The 17770-nt window shown below is 66.9% G+C and carries 17 protein-coding genes; 5 read left to right on the plus strand and 12 right to left on the minus strand.

Annotated elements, in window-relative coordinates; genetic code table 11:
- Positions 1-24: 24 nt before the first annotated feature.
- On the minus strand, positions 25-1044 hold the full coding sequence (locus tag J2W36_RS21165; protein WP_307691749.1) for an ABC transporter substrate-binding protein: 1020 nt from the start codon (positions 1042-1044) through the stop codon (positions 25-27).
- Between the two features lie 17 nt (positions 1045-1061).
- Entirely contained in the window at positions 1062-2486 is a 1425-nt protein-coding gene (locus tag J2W36_RS21170) for an FAD-binding oxidoreductase (protein WP_307691750.1), read from the minus strand.
- A gap of 131 nt (positions 2487-2617) precedes the next feature.
- On the opposite strand from J2W36_RS21170, the gene J2W36_RS21175 reads away from it, so the two are divergent.
- Positions 2618-3049: a MarR family winged helix-turn-helix transcriptional regulator gene (locus tag J2W36_RS21175; RefSeq protein ID WP_307691751.1), complete on the plus strand. Its 432-nt coding sequence runs from the start codon at positions 2618-2620 to the stop codon at positions 3047-3049.
- 16 nt (positions 3050-3065) lie between these two features.
- Here the strand turns inward: J2W36_RS21175 and J2W36_RS21180 are convergent, their stop codons facing one another.
- Entirely contained in the window at positions 3066-3722 is a 657-nt protein-coding gene (locus J2W36_RS21180) for a TetR/AcrR family transcriptional regulator (protein ID WP_307691752.1), read from the minus strand.
- 58 nt (positions 3723-3780) lie between these two features.
- Here J2W36_RS21180 and J2W36_RS21185 point away from each other — a divergent pair, with 58 nt between their 5' ends.
- Positions 3781-4995, plus strand: coding sequence for an arabinose transporter (locus J2W36_RS21185; RefSeq protein ID WP_307691753.1), 1215 nt, complete (start codon positions 3781-3783; stop codon positions 4993-4995).
- Positions 4996-5018: 23 nt separating this feature from the next.
- Here the strand turns inward: J2W36_RS21185 and J2W36_RS21190 are convergent, their stop codons facing one another.
- Entirely contained in the window at positions 5019-5951 is a 933-nt protein-coding gene (locus tag J2W36_RS21190) for a LysR family transcriptional regulator (protein WP_307691754.1), read from the minus strand.
- 103 nt (positions 5952-6054) lie between these two features.
- On the opposite strand from J2W36_RS21190, the gene J2W36_RS21195 reads away from it, so the two are divergent.
- Positions 6055-6666, plus strand: a complete 612-nt coding sequence (locus tag J2W36_RS21195; RefSeq protein ID WP_307691755.1) for a pyridoxamine 5'-phosphate oxidase family protein — start codon at positions 6055-6057, stop codon at positions 6664-6666.
- Positions 6667-6705: 39 nt separating this feature from the next.
- Here the strand turns inward: J2W36_RS21195 and J2W36_RS21200 are convergent, their stop codons facing one another.
- A complete protein-coding gene (locus J2W36_RS21200) occupies positions 6706-7230 on the minus strand; it encodes a GNAT family N-acetyltransferase (RefSeq protein WP_307691756.1) in 525 nt (174 codons plus the stop codon).
- 73 nt (positions 7231-7303) lie between these two features.
- Positions 7304-8836 (minus strand): MFS transporter, encoded by a 1533-nt coding sequence (locus J2W36_RS21205; protein ID WP_307691757.1) that lies wholly within the window; start codon positions 8834-8836, stop codon positions 7304-7306.
- Between J2W36_RS21205 and J2W36_RS21210 the strand changes: the two genes are divergently transcribed.
- On the plus strand, positions 8805-9686 hold the full coding sequence (locus J2W36_RS21210) for a LysR family transcriptional regulator (protein ID WP_307691758.1): 882 nt from the start codon (positions 8805-8807) through the stop codon (positions 9684-9686). The two genes, J2W36_RS21205 and J2W36_RS21210, sit on opposite strands and share 32 nt — an antisense overlap.
- Before the next feature lie 11 nt (positions 9687-9697).
- Here J2W36_RS21210 and J2W36_RS21215 read toward each other — a convergent pair whose 3' ends face one another.
- A complete protein-coding gene (locus J2W36_RS21215) occupies positions 9698-10924 on the minus strand; it encodes a citrate synthase (RefSeq protein WP_307691759.1) in 1227 nt (408 codons plus the stop codon).
- Positions 10925-11002: 78 nt separating this feature from the next.
- Here J2W36_RS21215 and J2W36_RS21220 point away from each other — a divergent pair, with 78 nt between their 5' ends.
- Positions 11003-12139, plus strand: coding sequence for a citrate synthase/methylcitrate synthase (locus J2W36_RS21220; protein WP_307691760.1), 1137 nt, complete (start codon positions 11003-11005; stop codon positions 12137-12139).
- A gap of 33 nt (positions 12140-12172) precedes the next feature.
- Here the strand turns inward: J2W36_RS21220 and J2W36_RS21225 are convergent, their stop codons facing one another.
- From J2W36_RS21225 to J2W36_RS21245, 5 genes are all read right to left on the minus strand, one after another.
- Positions 12173-13417, minus strand: coding sequence for a phenylacetate--CoA ligase family protein (locus tag J2W36_RS21225; protein WP_307691761.1), 1245 nt, complete (start codon positions 13415-13417; stop codon positions 12173-12175).
- On the minus strand, positions 13414-14226 hold the full coding sequence (locus J2W36_RS21230; RefSeq protein WP_307691762.1) for an ABC transporter ATP-binding protein: 813 nt from the start codon (positions 14224-14226) through the stop codon (positions 13414-13416). The genes J2W36_RS21225 and J2W36_RS21230 overlap by 4 nt, the downstream gene beginning before the upstream one ends.
- An 82-nt stretch (positions 14227-14308) precedes the next feature.
- Positions 14309-15586, minus strand: coding sequence for an ABC transporter substrate-binding protein (locus tag J2W36_RS21235; RefSeq protein ID WP_307691827.1), 1278 nt, complete (start codon positions 15584-15586; stop codon positions 14309-14311).
- 185 nt (positions 15587-15771) lie between these two features.
- Positions 15772-16836 carry a branched-chain amino acid ABC transporter permease gene (locus J2W36_RS21240; RefSeq protein ID WP_307691763.1) on the minus strand — a complete coding sequence of 355 codons (1065 nt, stop codon included), beginning with the start codon at positions 16834-16836 and terminating at the stop codon, positions 15772-15774.
- A 2-nt stretch (positions 16837-16838) separates the two neighbouring features.
- Entirely contained in the window at positions 16839-17768 is a 930-nt protein-coding gene (locus tag J2W36_RS21245) for a branched-chain amino acid ABC transporter permease (protein WP_307691764.1), read from the minus strand.
- Positions 17769-17770: the final 2 nt, after the last annotated feature.

Genomic DNA, 17770 nt, shown 5'->3' on the forward strand with positions numbered 1-17770 from the left:
GAGTGAAGGAGGGCGCTGGGGCGTTCAGGCAGGCTTGCCGACAAACTGGAGCGTATAGCCATTGCGGATGTCGGTGTGGGGTGGCTGCGCGCCGGCCACGACCATGGTGTCGTAGAAGCCCTGCCAGCGCTGGTGCGTCATCGCGCCGATCATGGTGGCCCGGGTGTCGGCGGTTTCGACCACGCTGTACTTGTTCATGGCGCCGATGGCATAGGCGATCAGGTCTTCGCCCATGGCCGGATTGGCTGCGCGAATCATGGCGTTGGCCGGCGCGGGGTCGGCATGAAGGTAGCTGGCCCAGCCCTTGGCGGTGGCCGTCACGAACTTCTGAACGATCTCCGGCTTCTCGCGCACCATCTTCGGCGAGGTCACGACCACGTTCTGGTAGTTGTCGAAACCGTTGTCGGCCAGCACGTGCACCACGGGTTCGACCCCAGCCTTGCGCGCTGCGAAGGGTTCGCTCGTGAGAAAGCCTTGCGTCGACACCTGCTTGTCGACGAGAAAAGGTGCGAGGCTGAAGGTGTAGGGACGCAACTGGTCGTCGGTGAAGCCGAAGCGGCTCTTGAGCCAGAGCCAGTAGGTCTGGCGGCCGGCCGTCGCGACCAACAGCGGCTTGCCCTTGAGCGCTTCCAGCGCATCGTTGCCCACGCCCGGGTGCGACAGCAGCACCCGCGGGTCCTTCTGGAAAAACGCGGCCACCGCGACCGCCGGCAGCTTCTCCTGCGCGAAGGCAAAGCCGCGGAAGCTGTCGGCCTCGGCGAAGTCGGACTGCCCGGCGAGAAAGAGCTGCATGACGTTGACCTGCGGACCGCCAGGCCGAATCTCGACGTCGAGTCCATGCTCGCGGTAGATGCCCGTGGCCAGCGCCTGGTAAAGGCCGCCCTGTTCGGCCTGGGCCAGCCAGCCGCATTGGTAGCTGAGCCTGACCAGACCTTGCGCATTCACGGTGCGAAGGAAGGCGGGTGCGGCGGCCACCGCGACGGCGCCGCCGAGGGATGCCAGCACGTGGCGGCGGGTCGAGTGCGGGGCGTTCATGGCTTTCATCGGCTTCTCCAATCGAGTCAGACAGGGGTGGTCTCGGCGTTGGCTTGCGTGGCATCGGCATAGCGCCAGCCAGCGCTGGGCAGATCGCCGCCGGCGCTTTCTTCACGCGCCTTGGCGTCGAAGCGCAGCTTGCCGGGGTTCATCAGATCGTGCGGGTCCATCGCGCGCTTGAAGGTTGCGTCGTCCTGGTCGATGGCCTTCATGCCGCCCTCCTTGACCAGAAAGGTGTGGTTGTTGGCGACCATTGCACCGTCGTCGGCCATGCCGCGCATCACGTCGGCCAGCTGCCTGTCGTCGGTGAAGTGGAAGAACGGCGACCCCTGAAAGCTGAGCTTCCCGTCGAAGCGCTTCACTTCGAAATGCATGCCGCACAGGTCCTTGAAACGGCGGTGGCTGCGCTCGATGGCCCCCACGAGGTCGGGGTCGAGGTAGAGGCCGACGTTGCTCACGATGTCGGGATGTTCACGGTTCACGTGCATGCGGGTGTGGCCCCAGGCGAACTCGTAGACCGGGATGCGGTAGGGCCCCTGGCCCTCGGCCGCCTCGGACGTGATGGCGCCGCCGAAGTCTTTGACCAGCGCCTGAAAGCTCTCGACAAAGGGCTCGGCGATCATCGCGATCACCATGTGCTGGTGGTCGAGGCCGTAGGGCCGCAGCGCCTTCATCCGCTGCCAGATCGGCTCGCCGATCACGCTGATGAGCTTCTTGACAATGCCGTCGGACGTGGCCAGCGCGTGTGCGCACTTCACTGAGGTCATGAATTCCGGGAACAGCACGATCTGTTCGCGCCACGGCCACGCGGGGGCCAGCGGCATCTCGACCTCGGTGATGATCCCGTTGCTGCCGTAGGCGTGATGCACGAGGTTGACGTCGTCGCCCCGCAGCTGCACCACGCGCGGTGCGTCTTCCACGCTCACCACCTCCAGGCCGAGGATGTTGCCGCGGTCGCGAAGGATGCCGTAGGTGCAACTGCCCACGCCCGCATGACCCCCGCCGACGAAGCCGCCGATGGTGGCCACTTTCTTGGTGGACGAATGAATGCGCAGCTCCCATCCGGTGGGCCGGGTGGCCGCGTCGATGGCCGTCAGGCGGGCGCCGGCCTGGGCGCGCACACGCTGGTCGCGCGTCCACAGCACCTGGTCGAGTGCGGTCATGTCGACCATCGCACCGCCCTGCAGCGGAATGCCTTGCCCGAAGTTGGCCGAGGCGCCGCCGCGCATCACCAGCGGCATGCGGCAGCGCGCTGCAGCGGACGCCACGCGCAGCACGTCGGCCTTGTCGCGCGGGCGCACGATGAGGTCGGCCACATGTGCCATCGCGTCCTCCTTCATGAGAGGGCTGAACGCGGCGGTCATGTCGCGGCTGCGGCGGCGCACGATGTCCGGGTCGGCAATGACGGGAATGTCTCCGATTGCGGCGAGGAAGGAAGCGGTGTCTTTCATCGAGTTTCCGTGGCGTGAAGTTCGCCGTCAGCGTGACGCAAGGAGCATGCCTATGTGAAAGTGCACCTAAATTGATGGAGAGCGCTGCAGTACATTGGTGCCGCACCTTCGTGCGCATCCACAGGGCCGCCATGGAACTTGAAGACCATCTTTTTTTCCTCTGTACCCAGGTCGTCTATCGACGCGACCGGGCGCTCAACGACGCGCTCAAACCCTTCGGCCTGCTGCCCACCGAGTGGCGCACCATCGGTACTCTGCTGCAGCGCGGCCCGCTCCCCATGCTGGAGCTTGCCCAGTGGACGGCCTACGAGCGAACGCGGCTCACGCGAATCCTCCATGGCCTGGAGGCACGCGAACTGGTCGAGCGCGTCGACTCGGCGCATGACGGCCGCTCCGTCGTGGTGCGCATCGCCCCAAAAGGCGAAAAGCTCTACCGTCGTGCCGAACGCGCCGTGGACCCGTTGACCCGGGACATCATGGGCGTGTGTTCGGATGCGGACATCGACCGGGTGCGGCGCTCGTTGCAGGCCATGCGACGCAAGCTGATCGACATGGCGTACTGAGAGGCTCAAGCCCAGACTACCGCTGCGGCGCCTGCAGGTAGCCCATCAGCATCTGCACGATCGCGGCCTCGACCGCGTCCGGTGCGAACATGGCCGGAGGCTCGATCGCGGCGGCATGCACCAGCGACTCCATCGTCTGCAACACCATCCAGGTGGCCAGGTCGAGATCGGTGGGCGCGATCTCCTTGCGATGCGCCTGGAGCAACTGCCGCACCTGCCGGAAGATGCCGCCGTCGGCCGCACTCTGGTCGCGGGGCGCATCGAAGAACGGGAACTCCCGCTCCAGCACGCGGTGCAGGTCGGGTGCCACGCGATGCGCGGCCAGCAGCGCCCGCACCATCGCCTGCACGTGGCCGCGCAGCCCATCGGGACGTTCGGTCGCCAGTACCGCCGCGATGGCGGCGTACATCTGCGCGCCGTGACGCTCGTGCAGCGCCGTGACGAGCGAGTCCTTGTTCGGAAAGTACTGGTAGACGGAACCGACGCTCACGCCGGCCCGCTCGGCCACCACGTTGGTGTTGGTGCCGGCATAGCCGCGCTCGCCCAGAACGCGAGCTGTCGATTCGAGAATGACCTCGACCATGGCCTGGGACCGGGCCTGGCGCGGCGTCTTGCGTGGTTGCGGCAACGGGCGCGGGGTTGCCGGCGAATGCGAGTTTTCAATGCGAGCCATCACTCATATTCTCCATGAACTGAATTTGAGTCTTTACTCGCATTGAAAGGAAATGCACATGTCATCGTCTCGTCCTGCACATGGGCACGCCACCGCCGCCGCACCGCCTGTGAATGTCATGCTTCGGCTGCTGCCGCTCACGCTCGCGGTGTTCATCGGCTTTCTCTCCATCGGCCTTCCTCTTCCGGTGCTGCCACTTCACCTGAGCCGGCACCTGGGTCTGGGCGCGCTGGGCGTGGGCGTCGTCATCGGCAGCCAGTTCGCCGCGGCCTTGCTGTCGCGTGCCTGGGCCGGTACGTTGGCCGACACGGGGGGTGCCAAGCGAGCGGTGGTGTGGGGCCTGCTCATGGCAGCCGGGTCGGGCGCGGTCTATCTGATGTCACTGGCCTTCGGCACGTCGATGTCGGCTGTCTGGGTGCTGCTCCTCGGGCGACTGCTGCTGGGCTGCGCCGAGAGTCTGATCGTCACCGGTGCCTTGGGCTGGGGCGTGGGCACGGTCGGTCCGCAGAACGCCGGCAAGGTGATGGCGTGGGTGGGCATCGCCATGTACGGTGCCTATGCGGCGGGGGCGCCGGCCGGCGTGTGGGTCGATGCACGCTGGGGCTTCACGGGCATTGCGATCGGTACGGCGCTGATGCCGCTGGTGGCGTTGGGAATCGTGCTGGGCCTGCGCGGCATGGCGCCGGCCGCGCATCGCCGCACGCCGTTCTACAAGGTGCTGGGTGCGGTCTGGGTGCCGGGCCTGGGGCTGGCGCTGTCGAGCGTGGGCTTCGGCGTCATCACCACCTTCTCGGCGCTGCTCTTTGCCGCCAAGGGTTGGGGGCCTGCCTCGATGGCGTTCACGGCCTTCGGGCTGGCCTTCATCGGCGCGCGGCTGTTCTTCGGGCACCTGCCGGACAAGTTGGGCGGTGCCCGCGTGGCGCTGGCCTGCGTGCTCGTCGAGGTCGTGGGCCAGTTGCTGATCTGGGGCGCCGCCGACGCCGCGATGGCGTGCGTGGGCGCGGCCTTGACCGGCTTCGGCTACTCGCTGGCATTTCCGGCCTTCGGCGTGGAGGCGGTGCGCCGCGCACCACCCCAGGCGCGCGGCGTCGCCATGGGGGCCTATGTCGCTTTCCTGGACATCTCGTTGGGGATCACGGGACCGGCTGCAGGATGGATCGCGGCAGACGCGGGAGTCGGCAGCGTCTACCTGGCGGGCGCGGTGACGGTGGCGTTGTCGCTGGCGGTGGCGCTGCATCTGCGCCTGCGTCCGCATGCCCCGACCCTGGCCTGACTGTGCGTCGCCATTTCGAACGCCTATGAAGCGCTTCGCACCGATGGCCCCTGGCCCGTCCCGATCGCCGCCCGCAGCCGGGGCGCCGCGAAATCGAGGAAACGCCGCATCTTGAGTGGCATCTGCCCCTGCGACCCATGGACGAGGTGGATCGGTGCAGGCTCGGGCTCGTAGGCTTCCAGGATGACCTGAAGCGCACCTCGCCCGATGGCATCGACCGCCTGGTAGTGCAGCAGGCGCGTCACGCCGACGGACAGGCTGGCGGCGTCGGCCGCGGCCTCGGTGGTCGTCACGCTCAGGCGCGGCCGGATGGGCACGTCGATGGCCGCGCCCGAGCGTGGGTTGCGGAAGCGCCAGGAAGGCGAGGGCAGGGGCGTGTCGACCGCCACGCATGCGAAGCGCAGCAGATCGGTCGGCGTCTGTGGCATGCCCTGCGCGGAGAGGATCGCCGGGCTGGCGCAGGTCACCATCCGCATCGTGCCGATGGCGGTCGCCACCATCGAGCTGTCCGGAAGCGGGCCGATGCGCACGGCCATGTCGACGTGGTCGTCGACCAGGTTCACATGGCGGTCGGACAAGGTCAGGCGGATGTCGATCGCCGGAAATGCCGCCAGGAACTCGGCCACCACCGGCAGCACGTGCAGGCTGCCGAACATGAGGGGCGCGGTCACGACCAGTTCGCCCTTGGGCTCGACGAACTCGCCCGCGGCGTTGTGCTCGGCCTCCTCCACCTGTTCCAGGATGCGCCGCGCCGCGGCGACGTAGTCCACCCCCGCATCGGTCAGCGTGAGCTTGCGCGTGGTGCGGATCAGCAAGCGTGCGCCCAGCCGTGCCTCCAGTTCCGAGATCTTGCGACTGAGCGTGGCCAGCGGCACCCGCAACCGGCGCGCCGCAGCCGACAGGCTTCCTGTTTCTGTGACCGACACCAGCATCGACATGGCTTCCAGGCGGTCCATCGGTTCATCCTTCGGAAATCCGGGAGAGAGATTCTTGAAACTGCCGGATTATCGATTTGGATGGAAAGATGCACCATGGAGTCCTCATCGATTGGAGGTTCGCATGGCGTACGGTTTCATGGACATTGCATCGACGCCCAGCGTGCGGGCGGCGCAGGCGGCGATGGGCGCCGACCGCCTCTGGCAGGACTTCGAGGGCCATCGCGCCTTCGACCGCTTCACCGAGAACGAGGCCGCCTTCATCGCCGAGCGCGACAGCTTCTACATGGCCACAGTGTCGGAAACGGGTTGGCCCTACGTCCAGCACCGTGGAGGGCAGCGCGGCTTTCTCAAGGTGATCGACGACCGGACGCTGGCCTTCGCCGACTACCGTGGCAACCGCCAATACATCAGCACCGGCAACCTGGAAGCCACCGATCGCGCCAGCCTGTTCCTGATGGACTACGCGCGTCGTGCACGCCTGAAGATCTACGCGCACATCAAGGTCGTCGCGCTGGACGCCGACCCCGCGCTCACGGCGCTCGTGACCGTGCCGGGCGACAAGGCCAAGCTCGAGCGCATCTTCCGCGTGCGGCTGGAGGCCTTCGACTGGAACTGCCCGCAGCACATCACGCCGCGCTTCACGGAGGATCAGGTCACCGAGGCGGTTCGCCCGCTCCGGGAAAGGCTGGAGGCGCTGCAGGCGGAGGTCGATGCGCTGCGGGCGCGGCCGTGAGACGGCGGCACTCCGCGACGGCGGTGCAAGGGGTTGGCATCACCGTGGCAGGCGGTACAGCACCTGGCGTCGCAACGGGCTTCCGACAGGCACCAGCGGGTGGTCGAAATCATCCGCCGCATCGTTCGACATGCCGAGCTTCTCCATCACGCGGCGCGAATTCCTGTTGGCGGCGACCGTGTTGGCGATGATCTCCGGAATGCCGAGATGCGCGAACCCGAACTCGATGGCGCGCCTCGCGGCCTCGGGCGCAAGTCCTTGGCCCCAAAAGCGGCGATCCAGGCGCCATCCGACTTCGACGGCTGGCGTGAAGTGCGCGTCGTAGGCCACGCGCAGCAGACCTGCCGCGCCGATGAATTCGCCAGTCTCCCTGGACTCGAGTGCCCAGAAACAGAAGCCATGGGCCCTCAGATGCGCTTGCTGCCGATCGATCCAGGCATTGGCCGCTTCGTGCGAGGCAAAGGGCAGAAGGTGCCGCATGGCCTCGGGGTCCGCCGACATGGCCGCGAAAGGCGTGCGATCCTGGTCGAGCCATGCACGCAGGATCAGACGTTCTGTCGTCAAGGGTGTCGGATTTTCCAGCATGGCATTTCTCGTTTGCATGCGCAATTCTCGCGCCGGCACCGCCAGGACGGGATCATCGACTGCTGGCCTGGACCACCGTCCCCGCACAGGTGTGCTTTTTCAAGCCCAGGTAACTCAGGACGCCCGCTGCAGACAAAAGAACGACCGCCAGGGCGAGCGATAGCCGCATGCCATGCAGGAAGAGGCTCGGTTCCGTGTTCCGCACGAAGAACCCGTACACGGCCACCCCCAGCATGCCGCCGATCTGTCGGGCTGAATTGAGCACACCTGAAGCGATGCCCGCATGCGCGGCGTCGACTGACGACAAGGTCGCGTTGGTCATGGTCGGAACCACCAGCGCGATGCCACTGGCTGCAAGCAGCATCGGCAGGACGAGTGTCAGATAAGCGCGGTCTGCAGTGATTCGAAGCAGCAGAAGGTAACCCAACGATGCGAGCGCCAGCCCGGTCACCATCAGGGCTCGCGTGCCGATGCGGGTGATCAGCCGTCCGGCGACGATGTTCATGACCATCAAGATGGCCGTCATCGGCAAGAAGGCCAGGCCGGTCTGCTGCGGAGAAAGATGTTGGACCGCCTGGAAGAACAGGCTGAAGACGAACACCAGCCCGTAGTAGGCAAAGTTCACCGACAGACCCACTGCCGTCGCGATCGAGAAGGTCGCGCTGCGGAACAACGAGAGCGGAAGCATCGGCGCCTTGCTGTGCTGCTCCAGCCCGTAGAACGCGGCTGCGCTGACGAGCGACAGGGCTACGCCAGCGCAGACCCAGGGGTGCGTCCACCCCAGTCGACTGGCTTGCGTCACCGCCGCAGTCAGCGAAGCGAGGGCCAGGATGGCCGCCAGTTGCCCCGGCAGGTCGAGTCCACGGCCTGCCTTCGCGATGGCGGTGGGGGCATGGTGCAGGGTCAGTGCCAAACCGAGCGCGCCGACGGGCAGGTTGATGAGAAAGATGCCGCGCCACCCCACGTGCGCGATGAGCAGGCCGCCCAGCACCGGACCGGCTGCCAGCGCAATGCCGCCGGCCGCGCCCCACGAGCCGACCGCACGGCTGCGTTGGACAGGATCGGGAAACGCCTGCTGAAGCAGCATCAGGGAACTGGGAACGAGCAGCGCCGCGCCCATGCCCTGGACGATGCGCGCGGCCACCAACGACGCCAGGCTCGGCGCGAGTCCGCATGCGAGGGAAGCCATCGTGAAAACGCCCAAGCCCACCACGAAGACCCGCTTGGCACCCATCCGGTCCCCAAGCGCCCCAGAGGTCAGGAGCAGCGCCGCGAAGACCAGCGTGTAGGCATTGACCACCCATTGCAGCCCGGCGATATCGGTGCCGAAAGCAACGCGCAGCGTCTCGAGCGCCACGTTGACGACACTGACATCGAGCAGCACCACAACGAAGCCAAGGCCCGCGGCAGCCAAGGTCCCGCGCTGGCGACGGGTGAAAGGAACAGAAGCCATCGAGCGGCACCCCATGAGACTGCAAGGGTCGAATGCTAGGTGGCGTATCGCTGTGCGTAAATTCCCAAAAAATGCAACCCATCCTGGAGAAAATGCACAGATGTTCGATTGGGAAGACTTGAGGCATTTCATCGCGGTCGGGCGCGCGGGCAGTTTGTCGGGCGCAGCCCGCGAGTTGAAGGTTGACCACGCGACCGTCAGTCGCCGACTGACCTCCTTGGAGCGCGCCTTGCAGGTGCGCCTTGTGGAGCGGCTGCCGCGCGCCTGCCGCCTGACCGACGTGGGGGCGCATGTGTTCACGCTGGCGCTGGCCTTGCAGGACGATGCATTCGCCATCGAGCGAGTCGCTCGCGCCAGCCAATCGCCACTCGCCGGCAAGGTATCGCTGAGCGTGCCGCCGGTCTTGGTGGCCAGCTTCCTGGCGCCGCATTTGACGGAGTTTCGCCAGCGGTTTCCCGCCATCCAGCTGTCCGTATCCGGCCAGGCGCAGCAGGTGTCGCTAAGTCGGCGCGAGGCGGATATTGCCGTTCGACTGGTCCGGCCCAAGGAACCGGGCAGCGTCGTACGGAAGTTGGGAACCATGGCGTTCGCTCTGTACGCGAGTCGCCACTACCAAGCGCTCTCGCATCCGGAGCGCTGGGAGTTCATCGCCTACGACGCGCGATTCGAAGACATGCCCCAGCAAAAGTGGCTTCGCAGCCTGGCGGGCAAGCGGCCCATTGCCTGCGAACTCAGTGACATCAACAGCCACCACGCGGCCGTCCGTGCGGGCGCAGGCGTGGGCGGGCTTCCCTGCTTCCTGGGGGATGCCGATGAGACATTGTTGCGCGTCTCCGACAGCGATTCATCGTTTGCCAGGGATATCTGGCTGGTGGTTCACCGCGACATGAAGAGCGCTGGCCCGGTGCGCGCCGCGATGGACTTTTTGATCGAGGTGATGAAGCGAAACGCCGCATTCAACGACGCCTCGATGCGAGGCTGACCGAGGTCGGGCTATCGCGTCGAAGCGCTGCGACGCGATGGATGAGGTGAGCGAGGCGGCTTTTCATCGACTGTGGCCGGTGCAGGGCCTGTGTAGCGTGCGCGTGGTCGTATCAAACGACCCGTGGCTTGCTGCTCCAGCACATGGGCCGTCCAGCCGACCGAGCGCGCCAGCGCGAACAGCGTGAATGGCGCGTGAGCTGGCAACCTGTGCACCGCCGCCATGGCGGCCAACGCGAAGTCGATGTTCACCGCTTCGCCCACCAGCTTCTCGCCGATGGCGCGCAGTTCCTGGAAGGTGTCGGGCAGGGTGATGCCTTCGAGCAGCGCGCTGCAGCGCACATCGCCGGCCGGATAGAGCGGATGCCCGAAAGCGGCCCGCGCCCGGTCGTGGGCGAGCCATTCGCGCACAGCGGCCTCCGTGCCGACGGCGATGGCATGGCGTACCAATGCCTGCACGGCCGCCGACGCGCCACCGTGCAGCGGGCCCGTCAACGCAGAGAGGCCTGTGAGCAGGGAGGCGGCCACAGAGGCACCGGTGGACGCCGTCACGCGCGCGGCGAAGGTCGAGGCGTTGAGTTCATGGTCGGCCATCAGCACCAGCGCGCGACGCAGGTCGTCGGCGGCGCGCGGCCGGCGCCATGCAGCGGCCAGCCGAACGTGCAGCGCCATCGAACGTGAGGGCGCGGGGCCCAGCAACGCATCCGCCAGCGTGCCGATCACATCGGCCGCCTCGGCCTTCAACACCATGGGCGAGCGCCCGCGCGAGGGTGGGTCGGTCGCGGCGCGTGAAGCAAGCGCCACGAGTCCGGCTTGAAGCGGCTGCATGCCCTCGGGCACCGAAACCGTGGGGGTCGCAGACACGAAGCTCGGCGACTCGCTCTCCCACAACACGCCGGCGGCTTCTTCCAGCGTGGCATAACTGGCCAGGGCGCAAGCGTCCTGGCCGCGATACAGCAGCCGCCCGCCGGCGACCGTCGATACGGCCGAGGCCATCACCGGCTCGCCCCACCGGATGGTCTCGCTCGCCACGGCCTCGGTGCTGCGCCGCCCGCGCGCGCGCGTGGCGATGCGCTGGACATCGTCGCGGTGGTAAAGGCTGCGGCGTGGGTCGGCCGGGTCCGGCTTGGCGCGGATGCGACCGCGGCTCACGCTGGCGTACAGCGTCTGCGGACGCACCTGCATCAGTTCGAGCGCGGCGGCGGAGGGCAGCCAAAGAGGAGCTTTCGACAGACTCATGTTGACAGAATAAATCAAGATTGACGTCAATGGCCAGGCGAACAGAATCGATGCCATCGTGATACAGGAGCAAAGACGATGAACGACGACGATGGCAGCCTCGAAGGTGTGGTCGCTGCGCACACAGTGCTGTCCGAGGTGGACGGCGAAACGGGTCGGCTGGTGATACGCGGCCATGAACTTGACGAGATCGCGCAGCGCTGGCGCTATGAAGACGTGGTGGCGTTGCTGTTCGAGGGCTTCTTCGACACCGTGCCCTCGCAGGAGGCACTGCGTGCCGCCATCGGCCGCGCGCGCCGCGAAGCCTTCGAGCAACTGCAGCCCAACGACGCGGACGTCCTGCGCCGCATGTCACCCATCGAGGCCGTGCGCGCATTGATGGCGCGCCTGTCCGATGGCGACGACTTGCCCACCGCGCTACGCCTCTTGGCCGCACCCGCCGTCTACACCGCTGCGGTCATGCGCTGGCGCCTGGGCGTGCAGGCGCTTGCGCCCAACGCGGATCTGCCGCACGCGGCGGACATGCTGCGCATGCTGCATGGCCTTGCGCCCACGGCCATGCAGACTGCCGCGCTCGATACCTACCTGGTCACCGTGTGCGATCACGGCCTCAATGCTTCGACCTTTGCCGCGCGTGTGGTGGCGTCGACCGGCGCCGGTCTGACCTCGGCGGTGCTGGCCGGCATCAGCGCGCTCAAGGGGCCGCTGCACGGCGGCGCGCCCGGTCCGGTGCTCGACATGCTCGATGCCATCGGCACGGCCGCCCACGCGCGCGTCTGGCTGGAAGAGGCCGTAGCCAGCGGCCAGCGGCTGATGGGCTTCGGCCATCGCATCTACCGCGTGCGCGATCCGCGCGCCGATGCACTCAAGGGGGCGCTGCATCGGCTGGGTGCCGAAGGCAGCGTCGACGCGGCACGGCTCGAACTGGCCGAGGCGGCCGAGCAGGCCGCGCTTGCGATCCTGCGCGAGAAGAAGCCAGACCGTGCACTGGAGACCAACGTCGAGTTCTACACCGCGCTGCTGCTCGAAGCCCTGGGCTTCGGTCGAGAGAGCTTCACTTGCGTGTTCGCTGCCGGCCGTGTGGTCGGTTGGTTGGCCCATGCGCGCGAACAGGTCGCCAAGGGAAGGTTGATCCGCCCGCAATCGGTGTACGTCGGGCCAGCCCCGGAGGAATCGAGCGAAGGTGCGGGCGCCGTTGCGCACGAAGCCCTCTGAGTCCGCAAGGCGCTCGCCGCGCTTGCGCAGGGACTACTTGTAGCTCCGCGCGTCCTCGATCACCTTGCCGTCGTTCGGCAGCGAGCCCGGTGCCACGCGCACGATGTCGCAGCGCAGCTTGGTGGCGTCGCGCATGGCTTCGGCGACACGGGGTTCGAGCGTCGCGTCGTCCGCGGTCTCGACGTGCAGCGTCATGCGGTCGTCGGCCATCTCGCCCTCGACCACCAGGCGGGCACGCAGTACGGCGGGGAAGCGCTTGATCACGGACGCGACCTGACCGGGGTGCACGAACATGCCGCGCACCTTGGTCGTCTGGTCGGCGCGGCCGAGCCAGCCCCGGATGCGGGTGTTGGTGCGGCCGGTCGGACAGGCGCCGGGCAGCACGGCAGAGAGGTCGCCGGTGCCGAAGCGCACCAGCGGGTAGTCGCGGTTGAAGGTGGTGACGACGACCTCGCCGACTTCGCCGTCGGGCACCGGGTCGCCGGTGCCGGGGCGCACGATCTCCAGCAGCACGCCTTCGTCGAGCACCAGCCCTTCGCGCGCGCTCGTCTCGTACGCGATCAGACCCAGGTCGGCGGTGGCGTAGCACTGTTTGCCGTCGATGCCGCGCTCGGCCAGCCAGTCGCGCAGGCTCGGCGGAAAGGCTTCGCCCGAAAGCAGCGCCTTGGTCAGGCTGGGCAGCGCCACGTTCGCCGCCGCTGCCTTCTCCAGCAGGATGCGCAGGAAGCTCGGCGTGCCGACGTAGCCGGCCGGTTTGAGCTCGACCATGGCTTCGAGTTGCTGCTCGGTCTGCCCGGTGCCGCCGGGAAACACGGTGCAGCCCAGGGCATGCGCGCCGCTCTCCAGGATCGAGCCTGCGGGGGTCATGTGGTAGCTGAAGCTGTTGTGCAGCAGGTCACCGCTGCGAAAGCCCGCGGCGTACAGCGCGCGTGCCGTGCGCCAGTAGTCGCGGCTGGCGCCCTCGGGTTCGTAGATCGTGCCCGGGCTCGCGAACACCCGCAGCATCGACGGACCGCGCACGGTGGCGCTGAAGCCGCCAAAGGGGTCGCTCGCGCGATGCTGTTTCTGGCGCTCGAGCAACTCCGACTTGCGCGTGACCGGCAGACGCGCGAGCGCCTCGCGTCTGCCGATGGCGGCCACGTCAATGCCCGCCAGAATCTCGGCGAAGGCCGGCGCCGCGGTCTGCGCATGCACCAGCTGCCTGGGCAGCGCGGCGAACAGGTCGGCCTCACGCTCGGCCGGGTCGCGCACTTCGAGGGCGTCGTAGAAATCGCTCATGCCAACCAACGCTTTCTTCGTTTGTAGCTCTTCACATCGCGGAAGCTCTTTCGGTCGGCGCCGCCGACGCCGAGGTAGAACTCCTTGACGTCCTCGTTCTCACGCAGGCCCTTCGCCTCGCCGTCCATCACGACGCGGCCGTTCTCGAGGATGTAGCCGTAGTCGGCGAAGCGCAGCGCCATGTTGGTGTTCTGTTCGGCCAAGAGGAAGGTCACGCGCTCCTTCTCGTTGAGGTCCTTCACGATCGCGAAGACCTCCTCGACGATCTGCGGCGCCAGGCCCATCGACGGCTCATCGAGCAGCACCATCGTCGGGTTGGCCATCAGCGCGCGGCCGATGGCGCACATCTGCTGCTCGCCGCCCGACGTGTAGGCCGCTTGCGAGGTGCGCCGCGTCTTCAGCCGCGGGAAATAGGCGTAGACCTTCTCCAGCGTCTGGGCCACTGCAGCCTTGCCGTCGGTGCGCGTGTAGGCGCCGGTCAGCAGGTTGTCCTCGATGCTCAGGTGCGCGAAGCAATGGCGGCCCTCCATCACCTGCACCAGGCCGCGCTGCACCAGCGCCGAGGGCGTGAGCGCCTCGATGCGCTCGCCGCGCAGTTCGATCGTGCCCTTGGTCACCGCGCCGCGTTCGCCGGCGAGCAGGTTGCTCACGGCGCGCAACGTGGTCGTCTTGCCCGCGCCGTTGCCGCCGAGCAGCGCCACGATGCCGCCTTCGGGCACGGTGAGCGACACGCCCTTGAGCACCAGGATCACGTGGTTGTAGATGACCTCGATGCCGTTGACGTTGAGGAGTATGTTGGGTCCGCTCATGATGGTGTCCGAAGCATGCGAAAGGCGCCAATGCTGCGTGCCTTTCGCATGCCGGCTCTCGCGAGCCGGCACGGATGTCAGGTCAGCAGGTGCGGACCTTGAGGTTCTTGTCCTTGGCGTACTTGGCGGCGTACTCCTTCACCAGCGGGTCGATGAAGCTCTTGTCCGACTGGTACCAGTCGGACTTGATCTCCCACTTGCCGCCGTCCCACTGGACGATGCGCGCCCAGTCGTCGCCCATGTGGTTGGCGCACGAGGTCTTCACCGGCCGCATGATTTCACCGAAGCCCAGTGCCTTGAGCCGGTCGGCCGTGAGGTTGAGGTTCTCGAAGCCCCAGCGCACCTGCTCGGGCGTGAGCGACTTGCCCTTGCCGTACTTCTCCTGCGCGGCGCGGATGGCTTCGACCTGCAGCATCGAGATCATCATTCCGCGGGTGTGGGCCAGGGCGCCAATTTCGTCGACCGGACCTGTGCCCTGCCCCTTGTCGTAGACGAACTTCTTCAGGTCGTCCTGCACCTTGTCCTTGGCCGCACTGTTGTGGATGGTGATGGCGTTGTAGCCCTTGGCGCCGGCGCCGATGTCCTTGACGTCATGGTCCGAGCCGGCCCACCAGATCGCGTAGATCTTCTCGCGCGGATAGCCGCTGGCCTGGGCCTCGCGGATGCCGGCGGGCGTCATCACGCCGGCCGACCAGAACAGCACGTAGTCGGGCTTCTGCTGGCGGATCTGCAGCCACACCGACTTCTGCTCCACGCCGGGTGGCGTGACCGGGAACAGCGCCAGCTCGAAGCCCTGCGCGGCCGCACGCTTCTGCAGCAGTGCGATCGGCTCCTTGCCGTAGGGCGAGTCGTGGTAGACCAGCGCGATCTTCTTGCCCTTGAGGTTGCCTTTCTCCTTCTTGGCGATGTCCTGCATCATCACGTCGGCGGCGGTCCAGTAGGTGCCCAGCAGCGGGAAGTTCCACTCGAACACCGTGCCGTCGGCCGATTGCGACAGGCCATAGCCGGGCGTCTCCACCGGGATCTTGTCGACGATGGCTTTGTCGCTCACCGCGAAGGTCACGCCGGTCGATTGCGTGTCGAAGCCCGAAGCGCCGGTGCCCTTGGCTTTCAGGCGCTCATAGCATTCCACACCCTTGGCCGCGTCGTAGGCGAACTCGCATTCCTCGAAGGTCAGCTTGACGCCGTTGACGCCGCCGTCGCGCGCGTTGACCAGCTTCAGGTAGTCCTGCTTGCCGTCGGCCCATGGGATGCCCAGCGGTGCGAACTGGCCGGTGCGGTAGACCAGCAGCGGCACGAACTGCTCGGCCGGCTGAGCCTGCGCGATGGAAGCACCACCCACGATGGATGCCACAGCCATCGCTGCGGCGGCACATTGCATTCGGAATTTCATTCTCTTGTCTCCTAGTTAAGTCACGTCACGAAAAACGGGTACTTGTCTTTTCCAGCAGATGCCGCGGAACCGGCTTTGCCGGGCCGCAGGCGTCGCCCCCGGTAGGGGGGGCGAAGCGACACGGAGTGCGCGAAGACTGGGGGTGAGCCATATCAATGAGGGAAGGGCCACAGCCGCAGCTTCTGCCGCGCGGTCGACCACAGCCGCGCCAGGCCGTGCGGCTCGACGATGAGGAAGAACACGATCAGCGCGCCGAAGATCATGTGTTCCAGGTGCGACGCGGTGGCTGTCGAGATCGGCAGGCCCAGCCAGTGCGGCACGTAGTTCAGCAGCAGCGGCAGCAGCACGATGAAGGCCGCGCCGAAGAAGCAGCCGGCGATGGAGCCCAGCCCGCCGATGATGATCATGAACAGCAGCTGGAACGACTTCTCGATGCCGAAGGCTGCCGGCTCCCAGGCGCCCAGATGCACGAAGCCCCACAGTGCGCCGGCCACGCCGACGATGAAGCTGCTGACCGCGAAGGCCGTGAGCTTGGCGTACACAGGGCGGATGCCGATGACGGCGGCCGCCACGTCCATGTCGCGCATCGCCATCCATTCGCGGCCGATGGCGCCGCGCACCAGGTTCTTCGCGAGCATGCCGAACACCACCACGAAGCACAGGCACAGCAGGTACTTCTGCACGGGGGTGCTGAACTCGTAGCCCAGCATCTGCAGCGTGCGCACGCCCACTGAGCCCGAGGGCGAATCGTTGGTCACCCACTTCACGCGGTTGGTGAACCAGTCGATGAAGAACTGCGCAGCGAGCGTTGCTACCGCCAGATACAGCCCGCGGATGCGCAGGCTCGGAATGCCGAAAACCACGCCCAGGGCCATTGCCGCCATGCCGCCGCCGAGGATCGACAGCACCAACGGCATGCCATCGATGCGCACCTGCAGGTTGTAGGCCGCGTAGGCACCCACCGCCATGAAAGCGCCGGTGCCCAGCGAGATCTGCCCGCAGTAGCCCACCAGGATGTTCAGGCCGATGGCCGCCAGCGACAGGATGAGGAAGGGGATGAGCACCGCGCGGAAGGCGTAGTCGCTCACGAGCATCGGTACTGCGACGAAGCAGATCGCCAGCAGCGCGAGCATCGCCCAGCGGTCCTGCGCGATCGGGAACAGCGCCAGGTCCGCGCGGTAGCTGCTCTTGAATTGACCGTTCTCTCGATAAAACATGGTCAGACCCTGTCGATGATCTTGTCGCCGAACAAACCTTGCGGCCTGATCAGCAGGACGGCGAGGGCGAGCACATAGGCGAACCAGTTCTCGATGCCGCCGCCTACGTACGGGCCGAGGTAGATCTCCGAGAGCTTCTCTCCCACGCCGATGATCAGCCCGCCCAGGATCGCGCCCGGCACCGAGGTGAGCCCGCCGAGGATCACCACCGGAAAGGCCTTCAGCGCCACCAGCGAGATCGAGTACTGCACGCCCAGCTTGCTGCCCCAGATGATCCCGGCCACCAGCGCCACGAGCCCACCGACCGACCAGACGATGACCCAGATGCGCCCGAGCGGAATGCCGATCGATTGCGCCGCCTGGTGGTCGTCGGCCACCGCCCGCAGCGCGCGGCCGGTGCGTGTCTTCTGGAAGAAGAGGGTGAGCAGCGCGACCAGTGCCGCCGCAGCGACCGCTGCATAGAGGTCTTCCTTGTTGAGCAGCAGGCCGCCCTCGAACACGTTCTCCAGCACCAGCATCGGGTCCTTCGGCATGCCGATGTCGATCTTGTAGGTGGCGCTGCCGAAGATCAGCTGGCCGCCGCCGTCGAGCACGTTGGCGATGCCCAGCGTGGCCATCAGCAGCGTGATGCCTTCCTGGTTGACCAGCCGCCGCAGCGCGAAGCGCTCGACCGCCCAGGCCACTGCCACCATGCACAGCGCGGCCGCGATGAAGCCGAGCACGTTCGCCAGCACCTTGCTCTCGAAATGGAACCACTGCGGAAACCATTCCGAGAAGCGCGCCATCGCCAGCGCCGCGAACAGCACCATTGCGCCCTGCGCGAAGTTGAAGACGCCCGAGGCCTTGAAGATCAGCACGAAGCCGAGTGCGACCAGCGCGTACAGCATGCCGACCATCAGGCCGCCGAACAGGGTTTCGAGGAAAAATCCCATGA

It is taken from the genome of Variovorax ginsengisoli, assembly GCF_030811835.1.
Lineage (GTDB): Bacteria > Pseudomonadota > Gammaproteobacteria > Burkholderiales > Burkholderiaceae_C > Variovorax > Variovorax ginsengisoli_C.